A 26440-nucleotide genomic window follows, 5' to 3' on the forward strand; every position below is an offset into this window, starting at 1 on the left:
CTCTTCTTCTTATTTGACAGGATTTATGACTGCCAGATCATCTCGTAAAGCTTTAAGGCATCGTACCTGGGCATTGTTTATGTTTTTCTTTTTGCCCGGTCTGCTAATGGCTTCCTGGGCTACTCGTACCCCCGCCATTCGCGACATCTTGTCGGTTTCGACTGCCGAAATGGGCACGGTTTTATTCGGCCTTTCTGTTGGTTCAATGAGCGGCATACTCTGTTCTGCCTGGTTGGTTAAACGCTTTGGCACGCGCAATGTGATTCGCACCACGATGTCCTGCGCATTATTCGGAATGATGATCTTAAGTCTCGCCCTTTGGCTTTCATCTGCGTGGTTATTTGCTATTGGCCTGGGCATATTTGGCGCTAGTTTTGGTTCCGCAGAGGTCGCCATTAACGTTGAAGGTGCTGCTGTCGAACGTGAGATGAATAAAACCGTGCTCCCCATGATGCACGGTTTCTACAGCTTCGGTACATTGGTAGGTGCTGGCATCGGGATGGCTCTGACAGCATTTGGTATTCCGGCAACGCTACATATTTTACTCGCCGCCCTGGTTGGCATCGCACCGATCTTGATTGCGATTAAAGCAATACCCGATGGTACTGGCAAAAACACCGCAGAAGATAAGCGACATAGCGAAAAAGGCATTCCTTTTTATCGTGACATCCAGTTAATGCTGATTGGTGTCGTGGTACTGGCGATGGCGTTTGCTGAAGGTTCCGCCAACGACTGGTTACCCCTGTTGATGGTAGATGGACACGGATTTAGCCCAACATCGGGTTCATTGATTTATGCAGGCTTTACACTGGGAATGACCGTCGGACGCTTTACCGGTGGCTGGTTTATTGATCGCTACAGTCGCGTGGCTGTTGTTCGTGCCAGTGCGCTAATGGGAGCGTTAGGAATTGGCCTGATCATCTTTGTCGATAGCGCCTGGGTGGCCGGTGTCTCTGTTATTCTCTGGGGATTAGGTGCTTCACTCGGATTCCCGTTAACTATTTCCGCCGCCAGTGACACCGGACCCGATGCGCCAACCCGTGTCAGCGTGGTGGCAACCACTGGCTATCTGGCCTTCCTCGTAGGGCCGCCATTGTTAGGCTATCTTGGTGAACACTACGGCTTACGCAGTGCCATGTTAGTGGTGCTGGCACTGGTGATATTAGCAGCACTGGTCGCCAAAGCCGTCGCTAAACCGGATACAAAAACGCAATCTGCTTTGGAGAATGGATAATGAGCATCAAATTAATTGCGGTAGATATGGATGGTACGTTTCTCAGCGATCAAAAAACCTATAACCGCGAGCGGTTTATGGCTCAGTATCAACAGATGAAAGCACAAGGAATTCGCTTTGTGGTCGCCAGTGGCAATCAATATTACCAGTTGATCTCTTTTTTCCCGGAGATTGCCAGTGAGATCTCTTTTGTGGCAGAAAACGGTGGATGGGTGGTCAGCGAAGGTGAGGATATCTTTAATGGCGAACTGGCAAAAGACGATTTTAATACCATTGTGGATCATTTACTAACGCGTTCGGATATAGAAGTTATCGCTTGTGGTAAAAATAGCGCTTATACCCTGAAAGAATATAACGATGAGTTAAAAACGGTGGCAGCCATGTATTATCACCGTCTGGAATTTGTCGATAGCTTCAAAAATATCAATGATGTATTTTTCAAATTTGGTCTTAATATCTCTGATGAGCGCATCCCTGAAGTACAAAAAGCCCTGCATGAATCTATCGGCGATATTATGGTGCCAGTACATACAGGTTACGGCAGCATTGATTTAATTATCCCTGGTGTTCACAAAGCTAATGGTATCCGTTTGTTACAGCAACGCTGGGGTATAAAAGATGAGGAAGTTGTTACCTTTGGCGACGGCGGAAATGATATTGAAATGTTGCGTCATGCGGGCTACAGCTTTGCTATGTCTCACGCGGGAGAAGCTGTTGTCGCTGCTGCGAAGTACCGTGCAGGTTCGAATAATCAGGAAGCAGTGCTGGATGTTATCGACAAAATTTTAAATCACGAAGCGCCATTTAATCAATAAAACAGCAGCACGCCCGGCAACACAATGCATAAATGAACTCAGCATAATTCGCACAAACATACTCGCCGGATAATTATTCCGGCCTTCTTTCAGGCGAATTATTATGAAAAATTGTGTTCTGCCGGGCTTGTTCTTGATGGCGTTTACCGGTGCGGCATTCGCGCAAAATGTCACTGTTGATGTGCCAAACGGCTATAAAGTTGTGGTCGTTCCCTCTTCCGTTAGTGTTCCACAAGCCATTAACACCACCACTGCGCCACAAACTGTTTATGTTGCCCCGGCGCCTGCTCCTGCGTATCGTCCGCATCCTTATGTTCGCCACCTTGCAAGCGTAGGTGAAGGAATGGTGATTGAACATCAGATTGATGACCATCACCATTAATCATTAAGTGCCTGATCGCTTTGTGCTATCAGGCATTTCATTAAGCTTTCTGTGAATTTCCAACGCTTTTATCACGTAAAAAAATCACCATCAACAGCAGCCAGATAACACCATTCGCCAGATTGAACAGGTTAAACATGCCATTACCACCCCCTAACCATGCGTGTTTACTGACTTCAATTCCCACCGTAAAGATCAGCATCTGTACCATTCCCATGGCCGCCGACACTGTACCTTTACTCATATCACTGGCAAACAAGGTCAAACGAACCAATCCGGCATTGGCCAGGCCAATACCAAAAGCATAGATACTTAATCCCGCTGTCATCCATAAATAGGCATGTGAGGAGAAAGCCGTCGCGATCGCAGCAACGACCAGCCCGATAACAATCGGCCAGCCACCCATAATGATCAACGAACGTACTGTGCGCCGTGCAGTTAACCGTGCCAGTACCAGGTTGCCAGCAATCAGTGCGCCAAAAACAGGCACCTGTAACAGGCCATATTCATAGCTGCTTAATTTCTCGCCCGTGATAATGATAATGGGTGATTGGGCAATCCACGCCAGTAATGGAAAGCTAACAAATCCCAGGGCCAGAGCTCCGGCTACAAAGCGACCATTCTTTAATACCTGTTTGTAGTCACGACCTAACTCTTTTAAAGAGAGCTTTTCACCGATACGGGTTGCTGTTTCTGGCATTGCACGCTGCAGGCCCACAAAGGAAATGGCCGCCAGCACTGCAAAGAGGATAAACATCCCCTCCCAGGGCAGCATATGCACCCAGGCGGCCCCTACTAAAGGGCCAAGGAGAGGAGCAATCAGAGCGACGTTCGCCATAAGCGCTGTAATTTTAATACATACCGACTCTTCGAAAGACTCCTGAATTGCAGCATAGCCCACAGCACCAATAAAACAGAGGCTAATTCCTTGTAAAAAACGTAACACCGTAAATTGTTCAATATTTTGTGCCAGTAACGTGGCGAGACAGGTGACGATAAACCACACCACCCCCACCAGCATCACCGGACGGCGACCAACACGATCCGACAACGGCCCAAGTAACCATTGTAAGAACATGCCACCTGCCAGATAGGCAGTCATGGACGTTGGCACCCAGTCAATTCCAGCCTGATATTGCTCCACTACAGCCAACATGCCGGGCTGAATCATATCGTTAGCGATATATGTCGAGAATTCGTACAGGACCAGACAAAGAGGAAAAAGTAACGCCGAACGCCCCAGTCGTGCGCCGGTTTGTAATCTGTTTTGCATCTATTCGCTTCACTAATAAAAATCCGCGCAAAGTGTAATGAAAGTATCGCAGCAGAGATAGTCATTAGTGGGCTTTTAACGTTAAATACGCACAATGTTACTGAAAACCGTTGTTCTTCACGAAACGCTTTAAGCTTTATTTAAGTTGCCGGGGTTACTCTTCGTTGTGCAATGTTTCAGCGTCCGGGCTGCAGGAATAAGATAATGCTGCTTTACCGACTCATTCGGCAAATTTATGCTTTCTCCTGCGCCAACTCTTTAAAACTGTACCGGAACAGGATGTTATGCTGGAAAACCTCAATTACTCGCTTTTCAACTTTATCAACGCCACGCCAGACTCTGCGCCATGGATGATTACACTGGCAATTATTATCGCCAAAGATCTCATCCTCGTAGTGCCGTTTCTGGCAGTAATACTGTGGTTATGGGGACCGCGCGGACAACTTTCAGCGCAACGTCAGTTGGTGATCAAAATTGCATTGGCGATAGTTATTAGCTTGATTGTTTCGTGGATTATCGGTCATCTTTTCCCCCATGATCGACCGTTTGTTGATCATATTGGCTATAACTTCCTGCATCATGCTGCGGATGACTCATTCCCCAGTGATCATGGCACAGTGATTTTTACTTTTGCACTGGCATTTTTGTGCTGGCATCGGTTGTGGTCTGGTGCCCTGTTAATGCTACTGGCCATAGCCATTGCCTGGTCACGGGTTTATCTTGGCGTTCACTGGCCGGTGGATATGCTCGGCGGGCTGCTGGCGGGGATGATTGGTTGCCTGAGTGCGCAGATTATCTGGCAACTTTTTGGAGAAAAGATTTACGCACTTCTGCAAACAGGTTATCGGGTATGCTTCGCCCTGCCGATTCGCAAAGGCTGGGTGCGTGACTGATATCTGGTAATACGTGTAGTATTAAGCGCTCAGTGTTCGACTGCGCGCTTAAATTATTCTTCAGAGGGATTATGGAAACACGTCGTGACGAGCGTATTAGTCAATTATTACAGGCGTTAAAACGCAGCGATAAACTTCATCTTAAAGAGGCCGCTACCTTGTTGGGTGTGTCGGAGATGACCATTCGCCGCGATCTGAATAATAACAATGCCCCTGTAGTCTTACTGGGCGGTTATATTGTTCTGGAGCCACGCAGTGCCAGCCACTATCTGTTAAGCGATCAAAAATCACGACTGGTCGAAGAAAAACGTCGCGCGGCTCAACAGGCTGCTGAACTTGTACAACCACATCAGACGCTGTTTTTCGACTGCGGCACCACGACGCCCTGGATTATAGAAGCCATCAATAAGGATATTCCCTTTACGGCAGTGTGTTATTCGCTGAATACCTTCATGGCACTACAAGAGAAACCACATTGCCGGGCAATACTCTGTGGTGGCGAATTTCATGCCAGTAACGCAATTTTCAAGCCACTTAGCTTTCAGGAAACGCTTAATAACATCTGCCCGGATATTGCCTTCTACTCCGCAGCAGGCGTGCATGTCAGTAAAGGGGCAACCTGTTTTAATCTCGAAGAGCTGCCGGTAAAACACTGGGCGATGTCGATGGCGCAACAACATGTACTGGTGGTGGATCACAGTAAATTCGGTAAAGTACGCCCGGCACGAATGGGCGATTTAAAACAGTTTGATGTGCTGGCGAGTGACTGTCGCCCGGATGATGAAATTATTGAGTACGCGAAAGCGCATAATATCAGGTTACTGTATTAACCCCGTTGCGCCGGATAGTCTCATGTACCCTCCGGCGCGTTCACCGATTACGAGAACCAACCGCCAAACCACTGGTGGAATTTCATCATCACGAAATCCCACATCCGGCTAAAGATTCCCCCTTCTTCAACCGCTTCCATCACGATAAGTGGGCGTTGTTCGATAGATTTTCCATTCAACTGGAAGTCGATGGTGCCAACAACCTGACCTTTTTTCAGTGGCGCAGTCAACTGCGGCTCGTTAAGTGTAAAGCTGGCTTTCAGGTTTTTCAGTTGCCCACGAGGAATGGTTACAGAACCGGCTTCACCCGCCCCCAGCTTGACTTCACTCTTATCGCCGAACCAGACTCGCTGGCTGACAAAGGTTGCGTCAGGTTTTATCGGAGTGACGGTTTCAAAGAAGCGGAATCCCCAGGTGAGCAGTTTTTCAGACTCATTAAAACGAATGCGATCAGTTTTCGCGCCCAGAACAACTGAGATCAGACGCATATCGCCCTGTGTCGCGGAAGCCACCAGGTTATACCCGGCCCCGGCAGTCGTCCCGGTTTTCAACCCATCAACATGGAGATTGCTGCTCCATAACAAGCGGTTGCGGTTAGGCTGACGAATCTTATTGAAAGTAAATTCTTTTTCTTTATGGATGGCATACTCTTCTGGCACGTCATGAATAAGTGCTTTGCTCAGTAGCGCCATATCACGTGCGGTACTGAACTGCCCCGGTACATCAAGGCCGTGAACAGTCTGGAAGGTAGTATTGGTCAATCCTAACTTTTTGGCATAACCATTCATTAACCCAATAAATGACTCCTGACTTCCCGCGACATAATCGGCCAGTGCAATACAGGCATCATTACCAGATTGAATAATCACCCCTTTATTAAGATCGGCAACAGACACCTGATCGCCAGGCTTAAGGAACATCACCGACGAACCGCGCAGCGCCGGATTTCCTGTCGCCCAGGCATCTCTGCCCACGGTGACCATATCTGTCAGTTTAATTTTGTCGGCTTTCAGCGCCTGACCAACTACATAGCTGGTCATAATTTTTGTCAGGCTGGCCGGATCAAGTTTTTCATCAGCGTTGCCTTCTGCCAGTACCTTCCCGCTGGCGTAATCCATTAAGATCCATGCGCGCGCATCCACGCTGGGCGCATCAATGGCTTGTTCAGCAGCCTGAACCGTTGGGGCAAAAAGAAATAAAAGAGCAGAACCCGCTACGAGACCGCGAAGGAAAGAGGAGTATTGCGTCATAAATGCCACCCGAGTATCCATTCAAAAAATATACGTTTCATCACCGAACAATAAGAACGGTGATTAATAACGCACTCAAGAGCCTAAAAAAACCGGAAGTTGGTAAAGTTTTTAAAGTTTATGCAATATCTTCGCGCTCCGCTGCGATAAGCGACACTTTTTTATCCTTTGTTGCGTAATTGTTGTTTTTAACCGACCATGTGGAGCGAATCAGTCGGTGGCTGACATACTAAAAAGGGGGTGACGATGATTACGCTGTGGGGTCGCAATAACTCGACTAACGTAAAAAAAGTGTTGTTTACGCTCGAAGAACTGGAATTACCTTATCAGCAAATCCTGGCAGGCCGTGAGTACGGTGTTAACCATGACGCGGATTATCTGGCGATGAATCCCAATGGCCTTGTGCCACTACTGCGCGATGACGAATGCGAACTTGTGCTTTGGGAGTCCAACACCATCGTGCGCTATCTGGCTGCACAATATGGAGTGAATCGCTTATGGATCGATAATCCCGCACGTCGCGCTGAAGGCGAAAAATGGATGGACTGGGCAAACCAGACGCTTGCTCCGGCACATCGTGGAATATTAATGGGCTTAGTCAGAACACCGCCAGAACAGCGGGATCAGGCAGCCATTACAGCCAGTGCTAAAGAATGTGATGAATTATTCGCCATTCTGGATGACGAACTGGCAAAGCAGAAATGGTTCTCTGGCAACGAGTTTGGTGTTGGTGATATTGCCCTTTCGCCGTTTATCTACAATTTATTCAACGTTGGCCTGACATGGACTCCGCGCCCTAACCTTGAGCGCTGGTATCAACAACTCACAAAGCGCCCGGCGTTTCGTAAAGTCGTCATGATTCCGGTCAGTTAAAGCATCAGGGACGTGGGCTGACTTTCAGCAACTCGCCATCGGACTCGTCGGTCAGGACATACAAATAGCCGTCGGGTCCTGTACGTACATCGCGAATACGCTGACCTCTGTCGCCTAAAATGCGCCCATCTTCGCTGACATTATCGCCCTTCACGCTCATCACGATCACATCCTTGTCTTTTAACGCACCGATAAACAACTTTTGTTGCCACTGGGCAAAGGTATCACTGTTATAGAACGCCATGCCGCTGACAGCGGGTGATTTTTTCCAGTAAAAAATAGGTTGTTCCGTACCCGCCACAATTTCCCCTTTTGCTTCGGGGATCTTCAGGCCGCTATAGTTGATTCCCCATGTTGCCAGAGGCCAGCCGTAATTTTTACCCTTTTGTGGAATATTAATTTCATCGCCACCACGCGGGCCATGCTCGTTCAGCCACAGGGCATCGCTCCAGGGATTCATCGCCATTCCCTGAGGATTACGGATACCATAAGACCAGATCTCAGGCCGCACAGCGGCTTGATTAACGAAGGGATTATCAGGAGGGATCTGGCCCTGGTCGGTAAGTCGCACCACTTTCCCTTGCAACTTATCGAGATCCTGAGCTGTTGGCCGTTGGTTATTCTCCCCAAGCCCAATAAACAAATAGCCTTTACCATCAAACACCAATCGTCCACCAAAATGATTACCTGTCGAAAGCTTTGGTGTCTGACGAAATACCGTTTTGAAGTCAGAAAGATGGCTGAGATCTTCACTCAGGCGACCATAACCGACTGCCGTACCGGCTTTGCCGTTAGCATCTCCTTCGGCAAAACTTAACCACACCCGGCGAGAAGTCGTGAAATCAGGTGCCAGCGCCACATCAAGGAGTCCACCCTGACCATTAGCCCAAACTTGCGGCACGCCAGGAAGCGGATCAGATAACCCTTTACCTGCCTGCCAGTGGCGAAGTTGTCCGCCTTTTAGCGTAATCAGAATTCCCTGATTATCGGGTAAAAATGCCAGCGCCCAAGGATGATCGAGTTTGGTTTGCAATACTTCCACTTTTACCGCAGCGGGCGTAGCAAAAACCAGGGGAGAAATTAGTAAAGAGAGAACGGGAAGAAGAACACGACGCATAACGCCTCCTTAATGACTCTCGTTCAAGCGTAGTCATCAGTCAGAAGCATGAGCTGATTTTTACATAAACTTAACCAAAAGGGGGAGTTGCCTCCCCCGGCTTACGCGTGCGACAGCGGCGAGTGCATCTGCAGGCACTGAATGCTCAGCGATAAGGTCATCAGAGCGCGATCAAGTTTCTCTGCATTGACGGCAATAAATGTTGGGCAGTCATGATGCCCGGTCATCAGGCAAACTGCAGCTGTGGCTAATGCATCTTCAGCATGGTGAAGGGCATCCCACTCTTCTTTATCCAGATGTAAATTTAACCGCAGTGACTTGTCATGTATTTCATGATTCAGTTCAAAAAAATTATCACGTAGATGCTCACTCTCGCTGACAGACATATACCCCTTGGCCTTGCGTAGCTGTAAATAGGCTGCAAGGTCGAGTCTGGCATTGATCAGCTTATTCAGCAGATCGCTTCTCAGTCGGTCAACGAACATTCTTCGTTCCTCCTCTTTTGCCCTTGTGTAACTTTATAGTATGGTCGTTTTTTGTACAGATTTATGCCCTGGATCAATTATCCCCCCTCTAATAACAATATTTACACAATGGTGAAAAGATACCGTTACGTTGCTGGGCCACGGGGGCAGATAGCGATACAATTTTTGTGCGGAACTCTGTAGAATCCCTGCCCTGACCATTCCTATAACTGAATATTTTTTAAGCTATGAGCAAAGTAACCCATCAGCCGAAAATCGGCTTCGTTTCATTAGGCTGCCCTAAAAACCTCGTTGACTCGGAACGTATCCTCACTGAGCTGCGTACCGAAGGGTATGACGTTGTGCCGAGCTATGACGACGCCGATATGGTTATCGTTAACACCTGTGGCTTTATAGACAGCGCGGTACAGGAGTCTCTGGAAGCCATTGGCGAAGCATTGAATGAAAACGGTAAAGTGATCGTTACCGGCTGCCTTGGGGCTAAAGAAGATCAGATCCGTGAAGTCCATCCGAAAGTGCTGGAGATCACTGGTCCTCATAGCTACGAGCAAGTTCTGGAGCATGTTCATCACTACGTGCCAAAACCGAAACACAATCCATTCCTCAGCCTGGTGCCAGAGCAAGGTGTCAAACTAACACCACGTCATTATGCTTATCTGAAGATTTCCGAAGGCTGTAACCATCGCTGTACGTTCTGCATTATTCCGTCTATGCGTGGCGATCTGGTAAGCCGCCCCATCGGTGATGTTTTAAGTGAAGCCAAACGTCTGGTGGATGCGGGCGTTAAAGAGATCCTGGTGATTTCACAGGACACTTCAGCCTATGGTGTAGACGTAAAACACCGTACCGGTTTTTATAACGGCGAGCCGGTTAAAACCAGCATGGTGAGTCTGTGTGAGCAGTTATCTAAACTGGGGATCTGGACGCGTTTACATTACGTCTATCCTTATCCACATGTTGATGACGTGATCCCGCTGATGGCGGAAGGTAAAATTCTGCCTTACCTCGATATTCCGTTACAGCACGCCAGTCCGCGCATTCTTAAGCTGATGAAGCGACCAGGATCCGTTGATCGTCAGCTGGCACGTATTAAACAGTGGCGCGAAATTTGCCCGGAACTCACACTACGTTCGACCTTTATTGTTGGCTTCCCTGGCGAAACAGAAGAAGATTTCCAGATGCTACTCGACTTCCTGAAAGAAGCGCGTCTGGATCGTGTTGGTTGCTTTAAATACAGTCCGGTTGAAGGCGCAGATGCCAATGCACTGCCTGACCAGGTACCGGAAGAAGTCAAGGAAGAACGCTGGAACCGCTTTATGCAGCTGCAACAGCAGATCTCTGCCGAGCGCCTGCAGGAAAAAGTCGGCAAAGAAATTCTGGTGATTATCGATGAAGTGGATGATGAAGGTGCGATTGGTCGTAGCATGGCAGATGCCCCTGAAATCGACGGAGCGGTCTATCTCAACGGTGAAAGCAACGTTAAACCTGGCGATATTGTTCGCGTGAAAGTTGAACATGCCGATGAGTACGATTTGTGGGGAAGTCGGGTTTAATCTCACTGACCCGGCGAGTTGTTCGCCGGGTTTTCCTTTATTATTGCCAGGTAATCTGCGCCCGGCCGTTCTTTTTGCTCTTATACAGACGTTCATCTGCCAGCATTTTAAGCCGTTGCAGATCATTACATTCGTCAGTATGCGCCACACCAATACTGGTGCTTAAATTAATACTTCCTACCTGAAAATGGACAATCTCCCTTAAGATTGCCAGTAATTCTTCAAGCGTACCGCCGGTATAAATAATGGCAAACTCATCACCACCAAAGCGATAAACTTTACCTTTTTCCGCTGGCATTTGGGCTTTGAGAATTTTAACTACTTTCATTAGCACTTCATCGCCAAATAAGTGTCCGAAGGTATCATTGATATTTTTGAATTTATCAACATCAAACAGACACAAATAGCCTTTTTGGTCTGGTAAGAGTTTTAAATCCTCATCAAATGATTTACGTCCCATCGCTTTGGTTAAATCATCGAGAAACGCCGAGTTGTACATGCTGTATAGTTTTTTGACATCTGCCGGATTAAAAAACAACCCACCATCCATTACCCGGTCAAAATTATTATTAATAATAGCTTCTTTTTCCACAATGCCACGATTAATCACCCGACGAACCAGGTAAATACTACTGGAATAGGATATAAAGGCAACAACAGCAGCAAAAAGTAAAATTAACGCACAAATCTGGATATACACCGAACGTTTATAAGAAAAAACATATAAACCCGATGGGAGATAAGTGAAGCGATCCATGGCTTCCGACACTGTAAATACAGCATCAGCAGCATTATAGTCATCGCCAAGGATCGGTTTGCCATCTTTAAACATGGAGAACATCAGATTTTCACCATCCATTGCCAGTGATTTTGCCAGCAATGAAAAGCGCTCCAACCCCAGAAGAAACAGTAAACTTTGGTTATTTTCTACTGGATAAAGATAATAAACAAAAGTTTTCCCATCAAGTACTGTGTATCCGGCATTTCTTACATGCAAATAGTTGATATTCCGTAAAAGTTCATCACAATAATTCGTATCAAGCTCTTTTATAGGCGTACATTGGTTTTTAGAAACCATATACGGCCCCACATCATAAAGATAGGAAGGTGACATGCTGTCACCATATGCCGTACGTAAGCCAGTTAAAAGTTGTTGTTCACTTAAATCCAGCGTGTTAATCAGTTCAATTGCCACACTGCGCCGATACTCAGTAATATTAGCAATGGCGAACGCAGTATCAATAACGGACTGTTTCAGACTATACACCCGCTCTTTTACCATTTGGGTATAGATTCCGCAGGCGACTGCCGATATTAACAAAAAAATCAGCAGACTCACCATAAGTACGATTTTATTGATTCTGGACATAAACCTTTTTTACTCTTTCACTAACTTTCCACTGATATCCCATGCTGAAAATGGCAACGGTTTCTGATACAGATACCCCTGCGACTGTACACAGCCAATATCCATTAACGCACTGGCAATCTCTGGTGTTTCGACACCTTCTGCAACAACCGGAATATGGTTATCTTGCGCAAGATCTAATATCACCTGGATAATTTTCCCCGCAGTACCAAAAATATCGGATGTAAACTCATAATCAATCTTGATGCTGTCAGGATTAATCTCATAAAAGCGTTTCAGGTTAGATAAACCTGTACCGAAGTCATCGATAGCAATGGTAAAACCTTGTTCTCTGAATACCGCAATATTCTGATAGAAATAGTCATTAATACGTTCAACCACTGTTTCAGTGATCTCAATACAAATCTGTTGCGGTTGCAGACCACTACTGCTGAGACACGCCATAATCCGTTCATAGAACAGAGGTTCATTAAGTTGCCAGGGCGAGACATTAATATGCAGATGGAAATCTTCCCGCAGTTGCGCCTTTGCCCTGAACTCCGCAAATTCGTGCATAGCGGTCTCAATGATCCAGTTCCCTAACTCATTAATAAAACCGATATCTTCTGCAATCGAAATAAATTTCAGTGGCGAAATATTACCCCGTTCCTCAGACACCCAACGGCAGAGTGCTTCTGCCCCAAGGATCTCCTGGCTACGAATATCAACAATAGGCTGGTAAACGAGGAAAAGTTCGCCCTCTTTCATTGCCCGACGAATATTACGCGAGATCCAGATGTTCTCTTCTATTTCATTAAGTTTATCGTTATCGCAAAGAATGAACTCAGAGAACATATGATTGCGAATACTGGATAGGGCCAGTTTGAGTTTCTCAACGTAACCGTAAGCAGCCTCACCTTTGAGAAACTCATAAATCGCCGAATTATGAATACGGATATTCCGGTAACCCAGACCTTTTTCAAACGTCTCAACCAGGGCAATGTTATTCGCAAAAGCACGCACATTTTCCCGGCATAACAGGAAGTAGAGATCACTGGAAAGCGTGACAATATCGCAACTTTGAGCAAATTTTTCGGCAATACGGCGGCAGAGCACTTTGACGACTTTGTTACGCTCTTCTACACCAAAAACAGCCTCCAGAGATTCCAGACCGCAGAATTTAATCATCCCGGCCCCCAGGTACTGACGATTATTCGATTCAATAATCGCCATATTCTTTATAAAGCCACTTTCCTGATCATAAGAGATCAGTGACAGTAGTTTATTCGAGCGCTCAATTTCCGCCCCTTTCATTTCAGCAATCGAATTTTTAATACTGATTATCTCTTTCGCATCGCCATCATGAATTTTTAATGCCTGGTTTTCGTCTGCAGAGTCTGGTAAGAATTCAAGCGCGGTTACCAGTGAGGTCATTTCTGAAAACTGCCCACGCAAGATCCTGACACTTATTGCATACAGCACTACCAATACTGCAATAATAAAGACAAAGGAGATATAGACATATTTATCTGCAGTACTGAAGAAACTCCCGGTTGGATAATAAAAATAAATATCAAATAGTGGATGATTCGGCACCTGAGCGCGTTGTGAAATATAATAGGTGTCGTTCGAGTCTATAATGTGATAATTACCTTCTCCATTATAAACGATCAGTTTTTCTCGTGCGTTGTTGTTTTTGGCGATAACCACGTTACCCTGTTGCAGGAAAAGAACTTCACCACCACTGCTGATTTTATCAAGATACTCATTTAAGTGTCGCCAGTTCAGATCAACATGTATTCTGTCAATTGCCAGTAGCTCTCGATCTTTACCGTTAATGGCTAATGTCCATGAGATACATTTTTTACCCGGACGTTCGAAGCAATTATAAGCTTCACTCCAGCCACTATTTTCATTGACTAACGTTTCCGACCACGGGCGTTTATTAGGATTAAACTGTTTAAAGACCTCCCTGCCTGCCTGATCAACTAACGGTCCGTTGATTTTATTCTGGTGATAAACATTTATTTTATTATTCACACCACGGGTAAAGAGTAAATATTTACCGTTATCCATGACCAAACCAATGGTATCGAGATAAGGCATTGATTCCATTTTTAATAATGCTGCGCGGATAATCTCATCTTCTCTACGTAGCATATAAAGAGAATCTTTAAGTGTCAGGGCATCTCTTTCAATATCGTTAAAAAAATAGCCAATATTCTTTTCAATTAGCTCAAATCTGTTTTCAGCATTTTTTATGGCTCTGTCAGAAACCAGTTCAAGGTTTAATACATAAAACAGGCCAATAAATAATAGCGCAGCCAGTAGAAAAAGAATTATCAATCTAATCTTAATCTTTTCGTACAAACTATGCATGACAATAATTAACTAAGTATTGGTTACTCATTACACCGCTAAGTATGGCGCGGCGGTTAATCAAATGGCCTGATTCTACAAAATCAGGCAAAATACACAATACTTACGTGATGCAATTATTTCACAGGTTTTATACTTTCATCTTTGGATCCAATGCATCCCGCAGTCCATCACCCAGCAGGTTAAACGCCAGTACTGTCAGGAAAATCGCCACCGTCGGAAAGATAGCAACGTGCGGAGCGATCACCATATCGGCCCTTGCCTCATTAAGCATTGCGCCCCATTCTGGCGTAGGTGGTTGCGCCCCCAGGCCAAGGAACGAAAGACTGGCAGCAGAGATAATTGCGGTGCCAATACGCATGGTGAAAAAAACCACAATGGACGACACCGTACCTGGCAAGATGTGATTGAAAATTATGGACATATTGCTGGCGCCGATACTGCGCGCTGACTCTATGAATGTTTGCTGCTTCAATACCAATGTGTTGCCACGCACCAGGCGGGCAAACGCCGGAATCGAGAAAATCGCCACGGCAATAATCACATTCGCGATACCACTACCGAGAATCGCTACCACGGCGATGGCCAGCAAAATCCCCGGAAAAGCGAATAACACATCACAAATTCGCATAATTACGCGATCCCACCAGCCACCGTAATAACCCGCAAACAACCCCAATAAAGTGCCGGGCACCGCGCCTGACAGAACAGCGAAAACCCCGGCAGCCAGCGAGATTTGGGCTCCGACCAGTACCCGACTAAAAATATCACGCCCAAGTGAATCGACACCAAACCAGTGCTGCAACGAGGGACCACTGTTCAGACTTTCATAATCGAAATAGTTTTCTGCATCATATGGAGTCAGCCACGGCGCAAAGATCGCCACGATAATCAGCAGCAGAACAAACACTGCGGCGAGCATCGCCACTCGCTGACGGCGAAAACGACGCCAGAACTCATACCAGGGGGTCCTCACATGCCCAGGTTCAACCAGTGGCATAGACTTCATGATCGCCTGACGGCGCCAGTTAAATAATTGCATCCTTACTTGTACCTGATTGCGGGATTGATGGCGGCGTACAGAACATCCACCAGCAAGTTGATTAGAATAAACTCCAGCGAAAATAGCAGCACTTCCGCCTGAATTACCGGGTAATCTCGCATTTCCACCGAATCGACCAGCAAACGCCCCAGCCCCGGCCAGTTAAACACTTTTTCGACAACAATCGATCCGCCCAGCAGAAAGCCAAACTGCAGCCCCATCATGGTTACCACCGGGATCATGGCATTACGCAGTCCATGTTTTAGCACAACCCAGGTTTCGTTCACCCCTTTGGCTCGTGCTGTGCGCATATAATCTTCGCTCAGCACATCGACAAAAGAAGCTCGGGTAAAACGCGCCATTACCGATGCCACCGCAGCACCCAGGGTAACAGATGGCAAAATATAGTGTTGCCAGCTTTCAGCGCCCACTGTCGGCAACCAACCAAGCTCAACGGAAAAGATCTGCATTAGCAATATGCCAAGGGCAAAGGCCGGAAAGGAAATACCCGATACCGCCAGCGTCATACTAAGCCGATCTGGCCAGCGATTACGCCAGACAGCGGCAACAATTCCTGCCGCCATACCAAACAAGACAGCCCAGATCATACTGGTAAGAGTTAGCCATAATGTCGGCATAAAGCGACTGGCGATCTCTTCAGATACCAGGCGACGAGAAACCATCGACGTGCCAAAATCGCCCTGCACTACACTGGTGATGTAATGCCAGAACTGAACGTGTAATGGCTTATCCAGCCCTAACTGTTGGCGCACCAGTTCAATTACCTGTGCGTCAGCTTCCGGCCCGGCAATCAAACGTGCGGGGTCACCTGGCAGCAGATGGACAAATAAAAACACCAACACCGCCACAATCAACAGTGTTGGGATCAGCCCCAGCAGGCGCTTGAGTACATAATTAAGCATTCAACTCCTTGATTATTGCTTATTGCTTATTGCAAATCTGCATCATCAAAACTGAAACCGGTATCGGGCATAATCCAAAAGCCTGTCAGATTCTTACTGTGCGCCGACACCAGCTTTTCCACCACCAGCGGGATCCACGGCGACTCTTTCCAGAGAATGTCCTGAGCATCTTTATAAAGTCGCGCTTTTTCTGCCGGTTGAGTTGTTTTTAGTGCAGCCGCTAAATCCTCATCCACCTGTTTATTACTGTAAAAAGCAGTATTAAACAGAGTGGGCGGCCAGTTTTGTGAAGCGAACAGCGGTGACAATGCCCAGTCCGCTTCGCCGGTGGATGCCGTCCAGCCGGTATAAAACATCCTCACACCACTCTCTTTTTGCCCTTTACCTTCCACTTCTGCCGCACGTTGCCCGGCATCCATCGCCGTCACTTGCGCTTTTACACCAATTTGTGCCAGTTGTTGTTGGGTAAATTGCAGCACCTTTTGGGCAGTACTGTGATTATGCGATGACCAGAGCGTAGTACTGAATCCGTTGGGATAACCGGCCTCTTTTAATAATTTCCGTGCTTTTGCCGGGTCATAAGGCCATGGTTGATAACTTTGCGCATAGGCGATTGCGGGAGGCAGCACACCCATTGCCGGAGTGGCGTAACCAGCAAATGCCACTTTCACCAATGCCTGACGGTTAATGGCATAGTTCAGCGCCTCACGCACCTTCGGATTATCGAACGGTTTTTGTGTCACGTTCATGCTGATATAACGCTGCATAATTGACGGACTGGCAACCAGCTGTAAGTTTTTATTTTTTTCCAGCAACGCGGCCTGTTCATAAGGAATGGGAAAGGCAAACTGCGCTTCTCCGGTCTGGAGCATCGCCGCACGGGTATTATTATCAGCGACCGGACGCCAGGTAATGGAGTCAAGCTTCGGCAGACCTTGTTGCCAGTACCCGGCAAATTTTTTCACTTTTACAAAGTCGGTCTGATTCCAGGTCTCGAGCTCATACGGCCCCGTACCTACCGGGTGAAAACCAATGTCCTTACCATATTTTTCCAGTGCCGCAGGCGAGATCATTGCGGTTGCCGGATGGGCAAGGATATTAATAAACGCTGAGAATGGTTGTTTCAGGGTGATAGCAACTGTCCTGTCATCAATCGCGTCTGTTTTTGCAATATTTTTGTACAGGTTGTAACGCTTGAGATGATTGCCCGGATTGCTGGCGCGATCGAGATTGGCTTTAACTGCCGTGGCATTAAAATCGCTACCATCCTGAAACTTTATCCCGTCACGCAATTTCAGGGTATAGACCAGACCGTCATCCGAAACGGTATAACTCTCTGCCAGCACATTTTTCAGCTTCATATCTTTATCAAGACCAAATAATCCCTGATAAAACGATTTCGCTACCGCTTGCGATAACGTGTCATTGGCATCGTAAGGATCAAGAGTCGTAAAATTTGATCCTACTGCAACGACCACATCTTTCGCTGCAAACACCGAAGGTGCCACCAGAACGCTGGTCACGCCGAGGGCTAGCCACCAGTTACGGGCTTTCTTGATTGTCATATTGTTTTCCTGAACCCTGTCTGTAGTTAAACACGCGATAGCACATGTTCTGTTGTTGGGCGCGCAACGTAGTGCCCAGGTCCTGCGAATTGCAATGTCATTGGGGGAGGAGATTCGCCCCGTTTGTAGATGTTGCCGGGTAAATCATCTGACAGTAAAACGCGTTGTGGTCGATGGCGGCCAGGCTCCGCCACCGGAACTGCAGCTAACAATTTACGGGTATAAGGATGCTGTGGATCTTCAAATACCGCGCGACGTGGGCCTATCTCGACAATCTGCCCAAGGTACATCACCGCCACGCGGTGACTGATACGCTCAACAACTGCCATATCGTGAGAAATAAAAATGAAGGCGATACCAAACTCTTTTTGAAGATCAAGTAAGAGATTAATGATTTGCCCACGGATCGAAACATCCAGTGCCGAGACAGCTTCGTCGGCAATAATAACTTTTGGATTAAGGGCCAGGGCACGGGCAATACAGATCCGTTGCCGCTGACCACCAGAGAACTCATGAGGGTAGCGCAGCGCATGTTCCGGGAGTAACCCGACGCGCTCCAACAGCTCTGCAACACGTGCGGCTGCCGCTTTTCCTTGTAGTAACCCATGGACACGTAGTGGCTCCATGATGGAGTACCCTACCGTCTGACGTGGGTCGAGCGAAGCGTACGGGTCCTGAAAAATAAACTGAATATCACGACGCAACGGCTGCAACTGATAATCAGATAACAAATCAATACGCTGACCTTGAAAAGTAATCGCTCCGCTTTGCATCTCTACCAGTCTGAGCAATGCCCGCCCGGTGGTAGATTTCCCACATCCTGACTCTCCCACCAGCGCCAGGGTTTCGCCCGGCCAGAGATCAAAACTGATATTTTCAACGGCATGAACTTCACGGGTAATGCGATTAAGCAAGCCACTACGCAAGGGAAAACGTGTCACCAGATTGCGCACCTGTAAGATTGGCTCCCCCGGCACTACGGTATTTTGTTCTGCCTGAGGTTCCCGTTTTTGCGGGTCGTCCAGCGAGATCAATGGAAAACGGCGCGGAAATGCCTGCCCTTTCATTGCACCAAGGCGCGGGACTGCAGCTAATAACACCTGAGTGTAGGGATGCTGTGGCGCATGGAAAATGTTCTCCACGCTCCCCGTCTCAACGGCTTGCCCCTGATGCATGACCAACACACGATCAGCTACTTCAGCGACTACGCCCATATCATGGGTAATAAAAATAACCCCCATGGATAAATCCTGTTGCAATACTTTGATTAATTGCAGGATTTGCGCCTGAATTGTGACATCCAGTGCTGTGGTCGGTTCATCTGCTAACAGAATCGCCGGGCGGCATGATAACGCCATAGCAATCATCACACGCTGTCGCATTCCGCCAGACAGCTGATGCGGATAACGTGAAAGAATGGTGTGGGAATCAGGAATACGTACCTGATCAAGCATCCGTTTCGCTTCAGCCAGCGCCTCTTCTTTACCAACGCCCTGATGCAAGCGAATAGATTCCGCGATCTGCTCACCGACGGTAAACACCGGGTTGAGCGAGGTCATTGGCTCCTGAAATATCATCGCAATATCGGCACCACGAATATGCCGCATTTGCGCCTGGCTTTGCTCACTTAGCTCAATCACTTCGCGATTACGTCTGCGTAACAACATTTGTTGACTGCCAGCCTGACCACCAGACTGTTCAATGAGTCGCAGCAACGCCAGTGCCGTTACTGATTTGCCAGAACCTGACTCCCCCACAATCGCCAGCGTTTCTCCCCGCTGAAGCGTAAATGAGAGATCACGCACGGCTGCGATTTGTTGCTGTTCATGATGAAAGTGGATAGTCAGATTGCTGACTGCCAGCACATCATTGACCTCAAGTTCAGCACTGTGTGGCAACGTCAGCTCCTTACATAGCATGGAAAGTCAGGTGTCGAACAACATAAACATACAATTGATACAACTCTATAACTTTTTATAAATATCAGATTTCCTGGCAAATATTCATTCGATTTTTGCATAAAGAAAGTATCGCCCGGCATGTAAAACGCTACATCCGAGGTGGCATACAGTCTGAGGCGCTTTTCTGACATAATAGAAAGATCTCATTTTTGCCCCGCAGGAGTCGATTCATGGAATTTAACGCCGGACTTATGCCGCTTGATACGGCCCTTTCTGAGATGTTGTCGCGAGTTTCCCCGCTGACAGCCGTTGAGACATTGCCGCTGGTACAGTGTTTTGGTCGTATTCTGGCGAGCGATGTCGTTTCGCCGCTTGATGTCCCGGGGTTTGATAACTCCGCTATGGACGGCTACGCGGTGCGTTTAGCCGATATTGCCTCCGGGCAACCGCTTCCCGTTGCCGGTAAATCCTTTGCCGGTCAGCCGTACCATGGTGAATGGCCTGCGGGTACCTGCATTCGTATTATGACCGGTGCGCCAGTGCCGGAAGGCTGCGAAGCGGTGGTCATGCAGGAACAGACTGAACAAACGGACAATGGCGTGTGTTTTACTGCTGAAGTGCGTAGCGGGCAAAATATTCGCCGTCGCGGTGAAGATATCTCTGCGGGTGCGGTTGTTTTCCCAGCGGGAACACGCCTGACTACCGCAGAGCTGCCAGTAATTGCTTCACTGGGGATTGCCGAAGTTCCGGTGATTCGTAAAGTGCGTGTAGCGCTGTTTTCTACCGGTGATGAACTCCAGTTGCCAGGCCAGCCGCTGGGCGACGGCCAAATCTACGATACCAACCGTCTCGCCGTACACCTGATGTTAGAACAGCTGGGATGCGAGGTAATCAACTTAGGGATTATCCGCGACGATCCCCATGCCCTTCGCGCCGCTTTTATTGAAGCCGACAGCCAGGCGGATGTGGTGATCAGTTCCGGCGGTGTTTCAGTGGGTGAAGCGGATTACACCAAAACCATTCTTGAAGAGCTGGGGGAGATCGCCTTCTGGAAGCTGGCGATTAAACCAGGTAAACCGTTCGCGTTCGGTAAACTCAGCAATAGCTGGTTCTGCGGCCTGCCGGGCAACCCGGTTTCAGCAACGCTGACCTTCTATCAACTGGTACAGCCTTTGCTGGCAAAACTAAGCGGCAATACCGCCAGCGGCCTGCCCGCGCGCCAGCGTGTGCGCACGGCATCGCCTCTGAAGAAATCGCCAGGACGCCTTGATTTCCAGCGCGGCGTGCTGCAACGCAACGCCGATGGCGAACTGGAAGTGACGACCACCGGACATCAGGGTTCACATATATTTAGCTCCTTTAGCCTCGGCAACTGCTTTATCGTACTGGAGCGCGAGCGCGGCAATGTGGAAGTGGGCGAATGGGTGGAAGTAGAACCGTTTAACGCGTTGTTCGGAGGCCTGTAATGGCGGAACTCAGCGATCAGGAGATGCTGCGCTACAACCGGCAAATCATTCTGCGCGGTTTTGATTTTGACGGTCAGGAGGCGCTAAAAGATTCTCGTGTGCTGATCGTCGGCCTCGGTGGACTCGGCTGTGCAGCTTCGCAGTATCTGGCAAGCGCCGGTGTCGGCAACCTGACGCTGCTCGACTTCGACACGGTTTCGCTCTCAAATCTGCAACGCCAGACACTACATAGTGATGCCACGGTCGGGCAACCGAAGGTGGAATCAGCCCGTGACGCACTGGCGCGGATCAATCCACATATCGCGATTACGCCGGTGAATGCGTTACTTGATGACGCTGAGCTTGCTGCATTAATTGCTGAACACGATCTGGTGCTCGACTGTACGGATAACGTTGCGGTACGTAATCAATTGAATGCTGGCTGTTTTGCCGCAAAGGTGCCGCTGGTTTCCGGTGCGGCAATTCGCATGGAAGGACAAATCACGGTCTTCACTTATCAGGACGGCGAGCCTTGCTACCGCTGCCTTAGCCGTTTGTTTGGCGAAAATGCGTTAACCTGCGTAGAAGCGGGCGTGATGGCACCGTTGATCGGGGTGATTGGTTCGTTGCAGGCAATGGAAGCGATCAAACTGCTGGCAGGTTATGGCAAACCTGCCAACGGAAAAATCGTCATGTACGATGCGATGACTTGCCAGTTTCGCGAAATGAAACTGATGCGTAATCCGGGGTGCGAGGTGTGCGGGCAGTAATTGCCACCTCCAGGTCTGATAAGACGCGGCAAGCATCGGTGCACTCCGCCACGTCATCAGCAATTTATGAGGATGCAGAACGTCCGGTTAAATCGACGTTCTGCCAAAAGCACCCTGCCAGTCCTGCTCAAACTTCGCCACGGCGGCATCAACTGCCGGATAGCTAATCATCTGCTGCGCCACATCCAGTGGCAGAGTAATTGATTCACATCCTGCCAATAAGCAGTCCAGCGCCTGACGCGGGGTTTTGAAACTCGCGGCTAACACTTTCGCCTGCGGCGCATGCATTTTCAATAACTGGTGTAAATCGGTCACAGTTTGAATACCGCTACCGCCCTGAGCATCAATTCGGTTGACGTAAGGCGCAACGTACTCCGCACCTGCCAGCGCCGACAGCAGCCCTTGTGCCGCGCCATACACTGCCGTACCCAGCGTCGGAATCCCTTCTGCTTTTAACATTTTAATAGCAGCCAGCCCCTCAGCAGTCACCGGAACTTTCACCACGATATCTGCAATAATAGAACGCAGTTTACGTGCATCATTCACCATCCCTTCGGCAGTGGTAGCCATTACCTGGGCAAACAGACGCCCCTGACCGCCCATCGCTTCGTGAAGCTCCGGAAGTACAACGTCCAGCGGTTTTTTACCCGCTGCGATAATGCTTGGGTTAGTAGTCACACCCGCCAGCGGAAAAATACGTGACAGTGTCTTCACCGCAACAACGTCTGAAGTATCCAGATACAGTTCCATAACCATCCTCAAAATGTACTTTTTGTCTGAATGTAGACTATCACGGGAAAACTCTCTGAACAGTTGACGCACATCAATCTAACTTTCATTCGAAAGTATTTTAATGTTTGAACGAAACAGAGAGGCAACTATGATTTTCAATATTCAGCGCTACTCGACCCATGACGGCCCCGGTATCCGCACGGTCGTTTTTCTTAAAGGCTGTTCACTGGGCTGCCGCTGGTGTCAGAACCCGGAAAGCCGCGCCCGCACGCAGGATCTTCTGTATGACGCACGTCTGTGTCTGGAAGGCTGCGAGCTGTGCGCTAAGACCGCGCCGGAAGTGATTGAGCGCGCGCTGAATGGTTTGCTTATTCATCGGGAAAAGTTAACCCCGGAGCATCTGACGGCGTTAACCGACTGCTGCCCGACACAGGCGTTAACCGTGTGTGGTGAAGTGAAAAGCGTAGAGGAGATCATGGCGACTGTTCTGCGTGATAAACCGTTTTACGATCGCAGCGGCGGCGGCTTAACGCTTTCTGGCGGTGAACCGTTTATGCAGCCGGAAATGGCGATGGGGCTACTGCAAGCCAGCCACGAGGCCGGCATTCATACTGCGGTAGAAACCTGTCTGCATGTGCCGTGGAAATATATCGCCCCTTCTCTGCCCTATATCGATCTGTTTCTTGCCGATTTAAAACATGTTGCCGACGCGCCGTTTAAACAGTGGACCGACGGTAACGCCGCCAGAGTGCTGGATAACCTGAAAAAACTCGCTGCGGCGGGGAAAAAAATCATCATCCGCGTGCCGTTGATTCAGGGCTTTAATGCCGATGAAACCTCTGTGAAAGCCATTACTGATTTTGCCGCCGACGAGCTGCACGTCGGCGAAATTCATTTCCTGCCCTACCACACGCTGGGCATCAACAAATATCACTTACTTAATCTGCCCTATGACGCCCCGGAAAAACCGCTTGATGCGCCAGAACTGCTCGACTTTGCCCAGCAGTATGCCTGCCAGAAAGGGTTAACCGCGACCTTACGAGGATAACAACCATGACCACACTGAAACTGGACACGCTCAGCGACCGCATTAAAGCGCACAAAAATGCGCTGGTGAATATTGTGAAACCGCCGGTCTGTACCGAGCGCGCGCAGCACTATACCGAGATGTATCAACAACATCTCGATAAGCCGATCCCGGTACGTCGCGCTCTGGCGCTGGCCCATCACCTGGCGAATCGCACTATTTGGATCAAGCACGATGAGTTGATCATCGGCAACCAGGCAAGCGAAGTTCGCGCCGCGCCGATCTTCCCGGAATATACCGTCTCCTGGATCGAAAAAGAGATTGATGATCTGGCGGATCGTCCGGGTGCAGGTTTTGCGGTGAGCGAAGAGAACAAACGCGTTCTGCATGAAGTGTGCCCGTGGTGGCGCGGTCAGACCGTACAAGATCGCTGCTATGGCATGTTTACCGATGAGCAAAAAGGCCTGCTGGCGACCGGTATCATTAAAGCGGAAGGTAATATGACCTCCGGCGATGCGCACCTGGCGGTCAATTTCCCGCTGTTGCTGGAAAAAGGGCTTGATGGTCTGCGCGAGAAAGTGGCGGAGCGCCGCTCGCGTATTAACCTGACCGTGCTGGAAGATCTGCACGGCGAGCAGTTCCTGAAAGCGATTGATATCGTGTTGGTGGCGGTCAGTGAACATATTGAACGTTTCGCTGCCCTGGCGCGTGAAATGGCCGATACCGAACCCCGCGAAAGCCGTCGCGATGAACTGCTGGCGATGGCCGAAAACTGCGACCTTATCGCCCACCAGCCGCCGCAGACTTTCTGGCAGGCGCTGCAACTGTGCTACTTCATCCAGTTGATTTTGCAGATCGAATCCAACGGACACTCGGTATCGTTTGGTCGTATGGACCAGTATCTCTACCCGTACTATCGCCGCGACGTTGAACTGAACCAGACGCTGGATCGCGAACACGCCATCGAGATGCTACATAGCTGCTGGCTGAAACTGCTGGAAGTGAACAAGATCCGCTCCGGCTCGCACTCAAAAGCCTCTGCGGGAAGTCCGCTGTATCAGAACGTCACCATTGGCGGGCAAAATCTGGTTAATGGTCAGCCGATGGACGCGGTGAATCCACTCTCTTACGCAATCCTCGAATCTTGCGGCCGCCTGCGTTCCACTCAGCCTAACCTCAGCGTGCGCTACCACGCGGGAATGAGTAACGATTTCCTCGATGCCTGCGTACAGGTGATCCGCTGCGGCTTCGGGATGCCGGCGTTCAACAACGACGAAATCGTGATCCCGGAATTTATTAAACTCGGTATTGAACCGCAGGACGCTTACGACTACGCAGCAATTGGTTGTATCGAAACCGCTGTCGGCGGTAAATGGGGCTATCGCTGCACCGGGATGAGCTTTATCAACTTCGCCCGCGTGATGCTGGCGGCGCTGGAAGGCGGTCGTGATGCCACCAGCGGCAAAGTGTTCCTGCCACAAGAAAAAGCGTTGTCAGCGGGTAACTTCAACAACTTCGATGAAGTAATGGACGCGTGGGATACGCAAATCCGTTACTACACCCGCAAATCGATCGAAATCGAATATGTCGTCGACACCATGCTGGAAGAGAACGTGCACGATATTCTCTGCTCGGCGCTGGTGGATGACTGTATTGTGCGAGCGAAAAGCATTAAACAAGGCGGCGCGAAGTATGACTGGGTTTCTGGCCTGCAGGTCGGCATTGCTAACCTCGGCAACAGCCTGGCGGCAGTGAAGAAACTGGTGTTTGAACAGGGCGCGATTGGTCAGCAACAACTGGCTGCCGCACTGGCGGATGACTTCGACGACCTGACGCACGAGCAGCTGCGTCAGCGGCTGATTAACGGCGCGCCGAAGTACGGCAACGACGATGATACTGTCGATACGCTGCTGGCTCGCGCTTATCAGACCTATATCGACGAACTGAAGCAGTACCATAACCCGCGCTACGGTCGTGGTCCGATTGGCGGCAACTATTATGCGGGCACATCGTCTATCTCCGCTAACGTACCGTTTGGCGCGCAGACTATGGCAACGCCGGACGGACGTAAAGCACATACCCCGCTGGCAGAAGGCGCTAGTCCGGCCTCCGGTACTGACCATCTCGGCCCAACGGCGGTCATTGGCTCGGTGGGTAAACTGCCTACGGCAGCGATTCTCGGCGGCGTGTTGCTCAACCAGAAACTGAATCCGGCAACGCTGGAGAACGAATCTGACAAGCAGAAACTGATGATCCTGCTACGTACCTTCTTTGAGGTGCATAAAGGCTGGCATATTCAGTACAACATTGTTTCCCGCGAAACATTGCTGGAGGCGAAGAAACATCCGGATCAATACCGCGATCTGGTGGTACGCGTAGCGGGTTATTCCGCCTTCTTCACCGCGCTCTCTCCAGACGCACAGGACGATATCATCGCCCGTACCGAACACATGCTGTAATCCCCTCAGCCCGGCGGCGTCGTCGCCGGGCCAAATCATTCACATCATCAATTTCGCTCTCACTTTCATTCGAAATATAATTTGTGCTCTGCGTCACATTGTTATTACACTGTTAAGGTTTCATTTTCGAGCCAGGAGCACACC

22 protein-coding genes are annotated in these 26440 nt (G+C 48.9%); 11 read left to right on the forward strand and 11 right to left on the reverse strand.

Going from position 1 to position 26440, the window contains the following annotated elements:
• Positions 1-25 precede the first annotated feature (25 nt).
• From K0335_RS18120 to K0335_RS18130, 3 genes are all read left to right on the forward strand, one after another.
• Positions 26-1234, forward strand: coding sequence for an MFS transporter (locus tag K0335_RS18120; RefSeq protein WP_000127026.1), 1209 nt, complete (start codon positions 26-28; stop codon positions 1232-1234).
• Positions 1234-2049, forward strand: coding sequence for a Cof-type HAD-IIB family hydrolase (locus K0335_RS18125; protein ID WP_000023569.1), 816 nt, complete (start codon positions 1234-1236; stop codon positions 2047-2049). Before K0335_RS18120 ends, K0335_RS18125 begins: the two co-directional genes overlap by 1 nt.
• A 97-nt stretch (positions 2050-2146) precedes the next feature.
• Positions 2147-2431: a hypothetical protein gene (locus tag K0335_RS18130; RefSeq protein WP_072271626.1), complete on the forward strand. Its 285-nt coding sequence runs from the start codon at positions 2147-2149 to the stop codon at positions 2429-2431.
• A 40-nt stretch (positions 2432-2471) separates the two neighbouring features.
• Here K0335_RS18130 and K0335_RS18135 read toward each other — a convergent pair whose 3' ends face one another.
• Positions 2472-3704 (reverse strand): MFS transporter, encoded by a 1233-nt coding sequence (locus tag K0335_RS18135; protein WP_104919489.1) that lies wholly within the window; start codon positions 3702-3704, stop codon positions 2472-2474.
• A gap of 284 nt (positions 3705-3988) precedes the next feature.
• Between K0335_RS18135 and ybjG the strand changes: the two genes are divergently transcribed.
• Both ybjG and deoR read left to right on the forward strand, forming a co-directional pair.
• The gene (gene ybjG, locus K0335_RS18140) at positions 3989-4597 is read left to right on the forward strand and encodes an undecaprenyl-diphosphate phosphatase (protein ID WP_219393987.1); all 609 of its coding nucleotides are present in this window, start codon (positions 3989-3991) and stop codon (positions 4595-4597) included.
• Between the two features lie 71 nt (positions 4598-4668).
• Positions 4669-5427 (forward strand): DNA-binding transcriptional repressor DeoR, encoded by a 759-nt coding sequence (gene deoR / locus K0335_RS18145; RefSeq protein WP_000450107.1) that lies wholly within the window; start codon positions 4669-4671, stop codon positions 5425-5427.
• A gap of 47 nt (positions 5428-5474) precedes the next feature.
• On the opposite strand, the gene dacC is transcribed toward deoR, so the two are convergent.
• Complete coding sequence (gene dacC, locus K0335_RS18150; RefSeq protein WP_104919600.1) at positions 5475-6677, reverse strand: serine-type D-Ala-D-Ala carboxypeptidase; 1203 nt, start codon at positions 6675-6677, stop codon at positions 5475-5477.
• 246 nt (positions 6678-6923) lie between these two features.
• Here dacC and K0335_RS18155 point away from each other — a divergent pair, with 246 nt between their 5' ends.
• Positions 6924-7550, forward strand: a complete 627-nt coding sequence (locus K0335_RS18155; RefSeq protein ID WP_104919490.1) for a glutathione S-transferase family protein — start codon at positions 6924-6926, stop codon at positions 7548-7550.
• 4 nt (positions 7551-7554) lie between these two features.
• Here K0335_RS18155 and K0335_RS18160 read toward each other — a convergent pair whose 3' ends face one another.
• Positions 7555-8667 carry a PQQ-dependent sugar dehydrogenase gene (locus K0335_RS18160; protein WP_046077112.1) on the reverse strand — a complete coding sequence of 371 codons (1113 nt, stop codon included), beginning with the start codon at positions 8665-8667 and terminating at the stop codon, positions 7555-7557.
• Positions 8668-8768: 101 nt separating this feature from the next.
• On the reverse strand, positions 8769-9152 hold the full coding sequence (bssR, locus tag K0335_RS18165) for a biofilm formation regulator BssR (RefSeq protein ID WP_219393989.1): 384 nt from the start codon (positions 9150-9152) through the stop codon (positions 8769-8771).
• Between the two features lie 227 nt (positions 9153-9379).
• Between bssR and rimO the strand changes: the two genes are divergently transcribed.
• Complete coding sequence (gene rimO / locus K0335_RS18170) at positions 9380-10705, forward strand: 30S ribosomal protein S12 methylthiotransferase RimO (protein WP_000049355.1); 1326 nt, start codon at positions 9380-9382, stop codon at positions 10703-10705.
• A gap of 40 nt (positions 10706-10745) precedes the next feature.
• On the opposite strand, the gene K0335_RS18175 is transcribed toward rimO, so the two are convergent.
• The 6 genes from K0335_RS18175 to gsiA all read right to left on the reverse strand — a co-directional run bounded on the left by K0335_RS18175 (position 10746) and on the right by gsiA (position 19860).
• The gene (locus K0335_RS18175) at positions 10746-12074 is read right to left on the reverse strand and encodes a GGDEF domain-containing protein (protein WP_169710563.1); all 1329 of its coding nucleotides are present in this window, start codon (positions 12072-12074) and stop codon (positions 10746-10748) included.
• Between the two features lie 9 nt (positions 12075-12083).
• Positions 12084-14432: an EAL domain-containing protein gene (locus K0335_RS18180; RefSeq protein ID WP_160193978.1), complete on the reverse strand. Its 2349-nt coding sequence runs from the start codon at positions 14430-14432 to the stop codon at positions 12084-12086.
• Positions 14433-14562: 130 nt separating this feature from the next.
• Positions 14563-15474, reverse strand: a complete 912-nt coding sequence (gene gsiD, locus K0335_RS18185) for a glutathione ABC transporter permease GsiD (protein ID WP_046077115.1) — start codon at positions 15472-15474, stop codon at positions 14563-14565.
• A gap of 2 nt (positions 15475-15476) precedes the next feature.
• Positions 15477-16397: a glutathione ABC transporter permease GsiC gene (gene gsiC, locus K0335_RS18190; protein WP_219393990.1), complete on the reverse strand. Its 921-nt coding sequence runs from the start codon at positions 16395-16397 to the stop codon at positions 15477-15479.
• A 26-nt stretch (positions 16398-16423) separates the two neighbouring features.
• A complete protein-coding gene (gene gsiB, locus K0335_RS18195; protein ID WP_104919495.1) occupies positions 16424-17962 on the reverse strand; it encodes a glutathione ABC transporter substrate-binding protein GsiB in 1539 nt (512 codons plus the stop codon).
• Positions 17963-17988: 26 nt separating this feature from the next.
• Positions 17989-19860 carry a glutathione ABC transporter ATP-binding protein GsiA gene (gene gsiA / locus K0335_RS18200; protein WP_104919496.1) on the reverse strand — a complete coding sequence of 624 codons (1872 nt, stop codon included), beginning with the start codon at positions 19858-19860 and terminating at the stop codon, positions 17989-17991.
• Positions 19861-20093: 233 nt separating this feature from the next.
• Here gsiA and moeA point away from each other — a divergent pair, with 233 nt between their 5' ends.
• A complete protein-coding gene (moeA, locus tag K0335_RS18205; protein WP_104919497.1) occupies positions 20094-21329 on the forward strand; it encodes a molybdopterin molybdotransferase MoeA in 1236 nt (411 codons plus the stop codon).
• Positions 21329-22078: a molybdopterin-synthase adenylyltransferase MoeB gene (moeB, locus tag K0335_RS18210; RefSeq protein ID WP_000829212.1), complete on the forward strand. Its 750-nt coding sequence runs from the start codon at positions 21329-21331 to the stop codon at positions 22076-22078. Before moeA ends, moeB begins: the two co-directional genes overlap by 1 nt.
• An 87-nt stretch (positions 22079-22165) precedes the next feature.
• On the opposite strand, the gene fsa is transcribed toward moeB, so the two are convergent.
• Complete coding sequence (gene fsa / locus K0335_RS18215; RefSeq protein ID WP_000424897.1) at positions 22166-22828, reverse strand: fructose-6-phosphate aldolase; 663 nt, start codon at positions 22826-22828, stop codon at positions 22166-22168.
• Positions 22829-22958: 130 nt separating this feature from the next.
• Here fsa and K0335_RS18220 point away from each other — a divergent pair, with 130 nt between their 5' ends.
• Positions 22959-23858 carry a glycyl-radical enzyme activating protein gene (locus K0335_RS18220; RefSeq protein ID WP_001340108.1) on the forward strand — a complete coding sequence of 300 codons (900 nt, stop codon included), beginning with the start codon at positions 22959-22961 and terminating at the stop codon, positions 23856-23858.
• A gap of 5 nt (positions 23859-23863) precedes the next feature.
• Positions 23864-26296 carry a glycyl radical protein gene (locus tag K0335_RS18225; RefSeq protein ID WP_219393992.1) on the forward strand — a complete coding sequence of 811 codons (2433 nt, stop codon included), beginning with the start codon at positions 23864-23866 and terminating at the stop codon, positions 26294-26296.
• Positions 26297-26440: the final 144 nt, after the last annotated feature.

The organism is Escherichia sp. GZ89, assembly GCF_019366485.1.
GTDB lineage: Bacteria > Pseudomonadota > Gammaproteobacteria > Enterobacterales > Enterobacteriaceae > Escherichia > Escherichia fergusonii.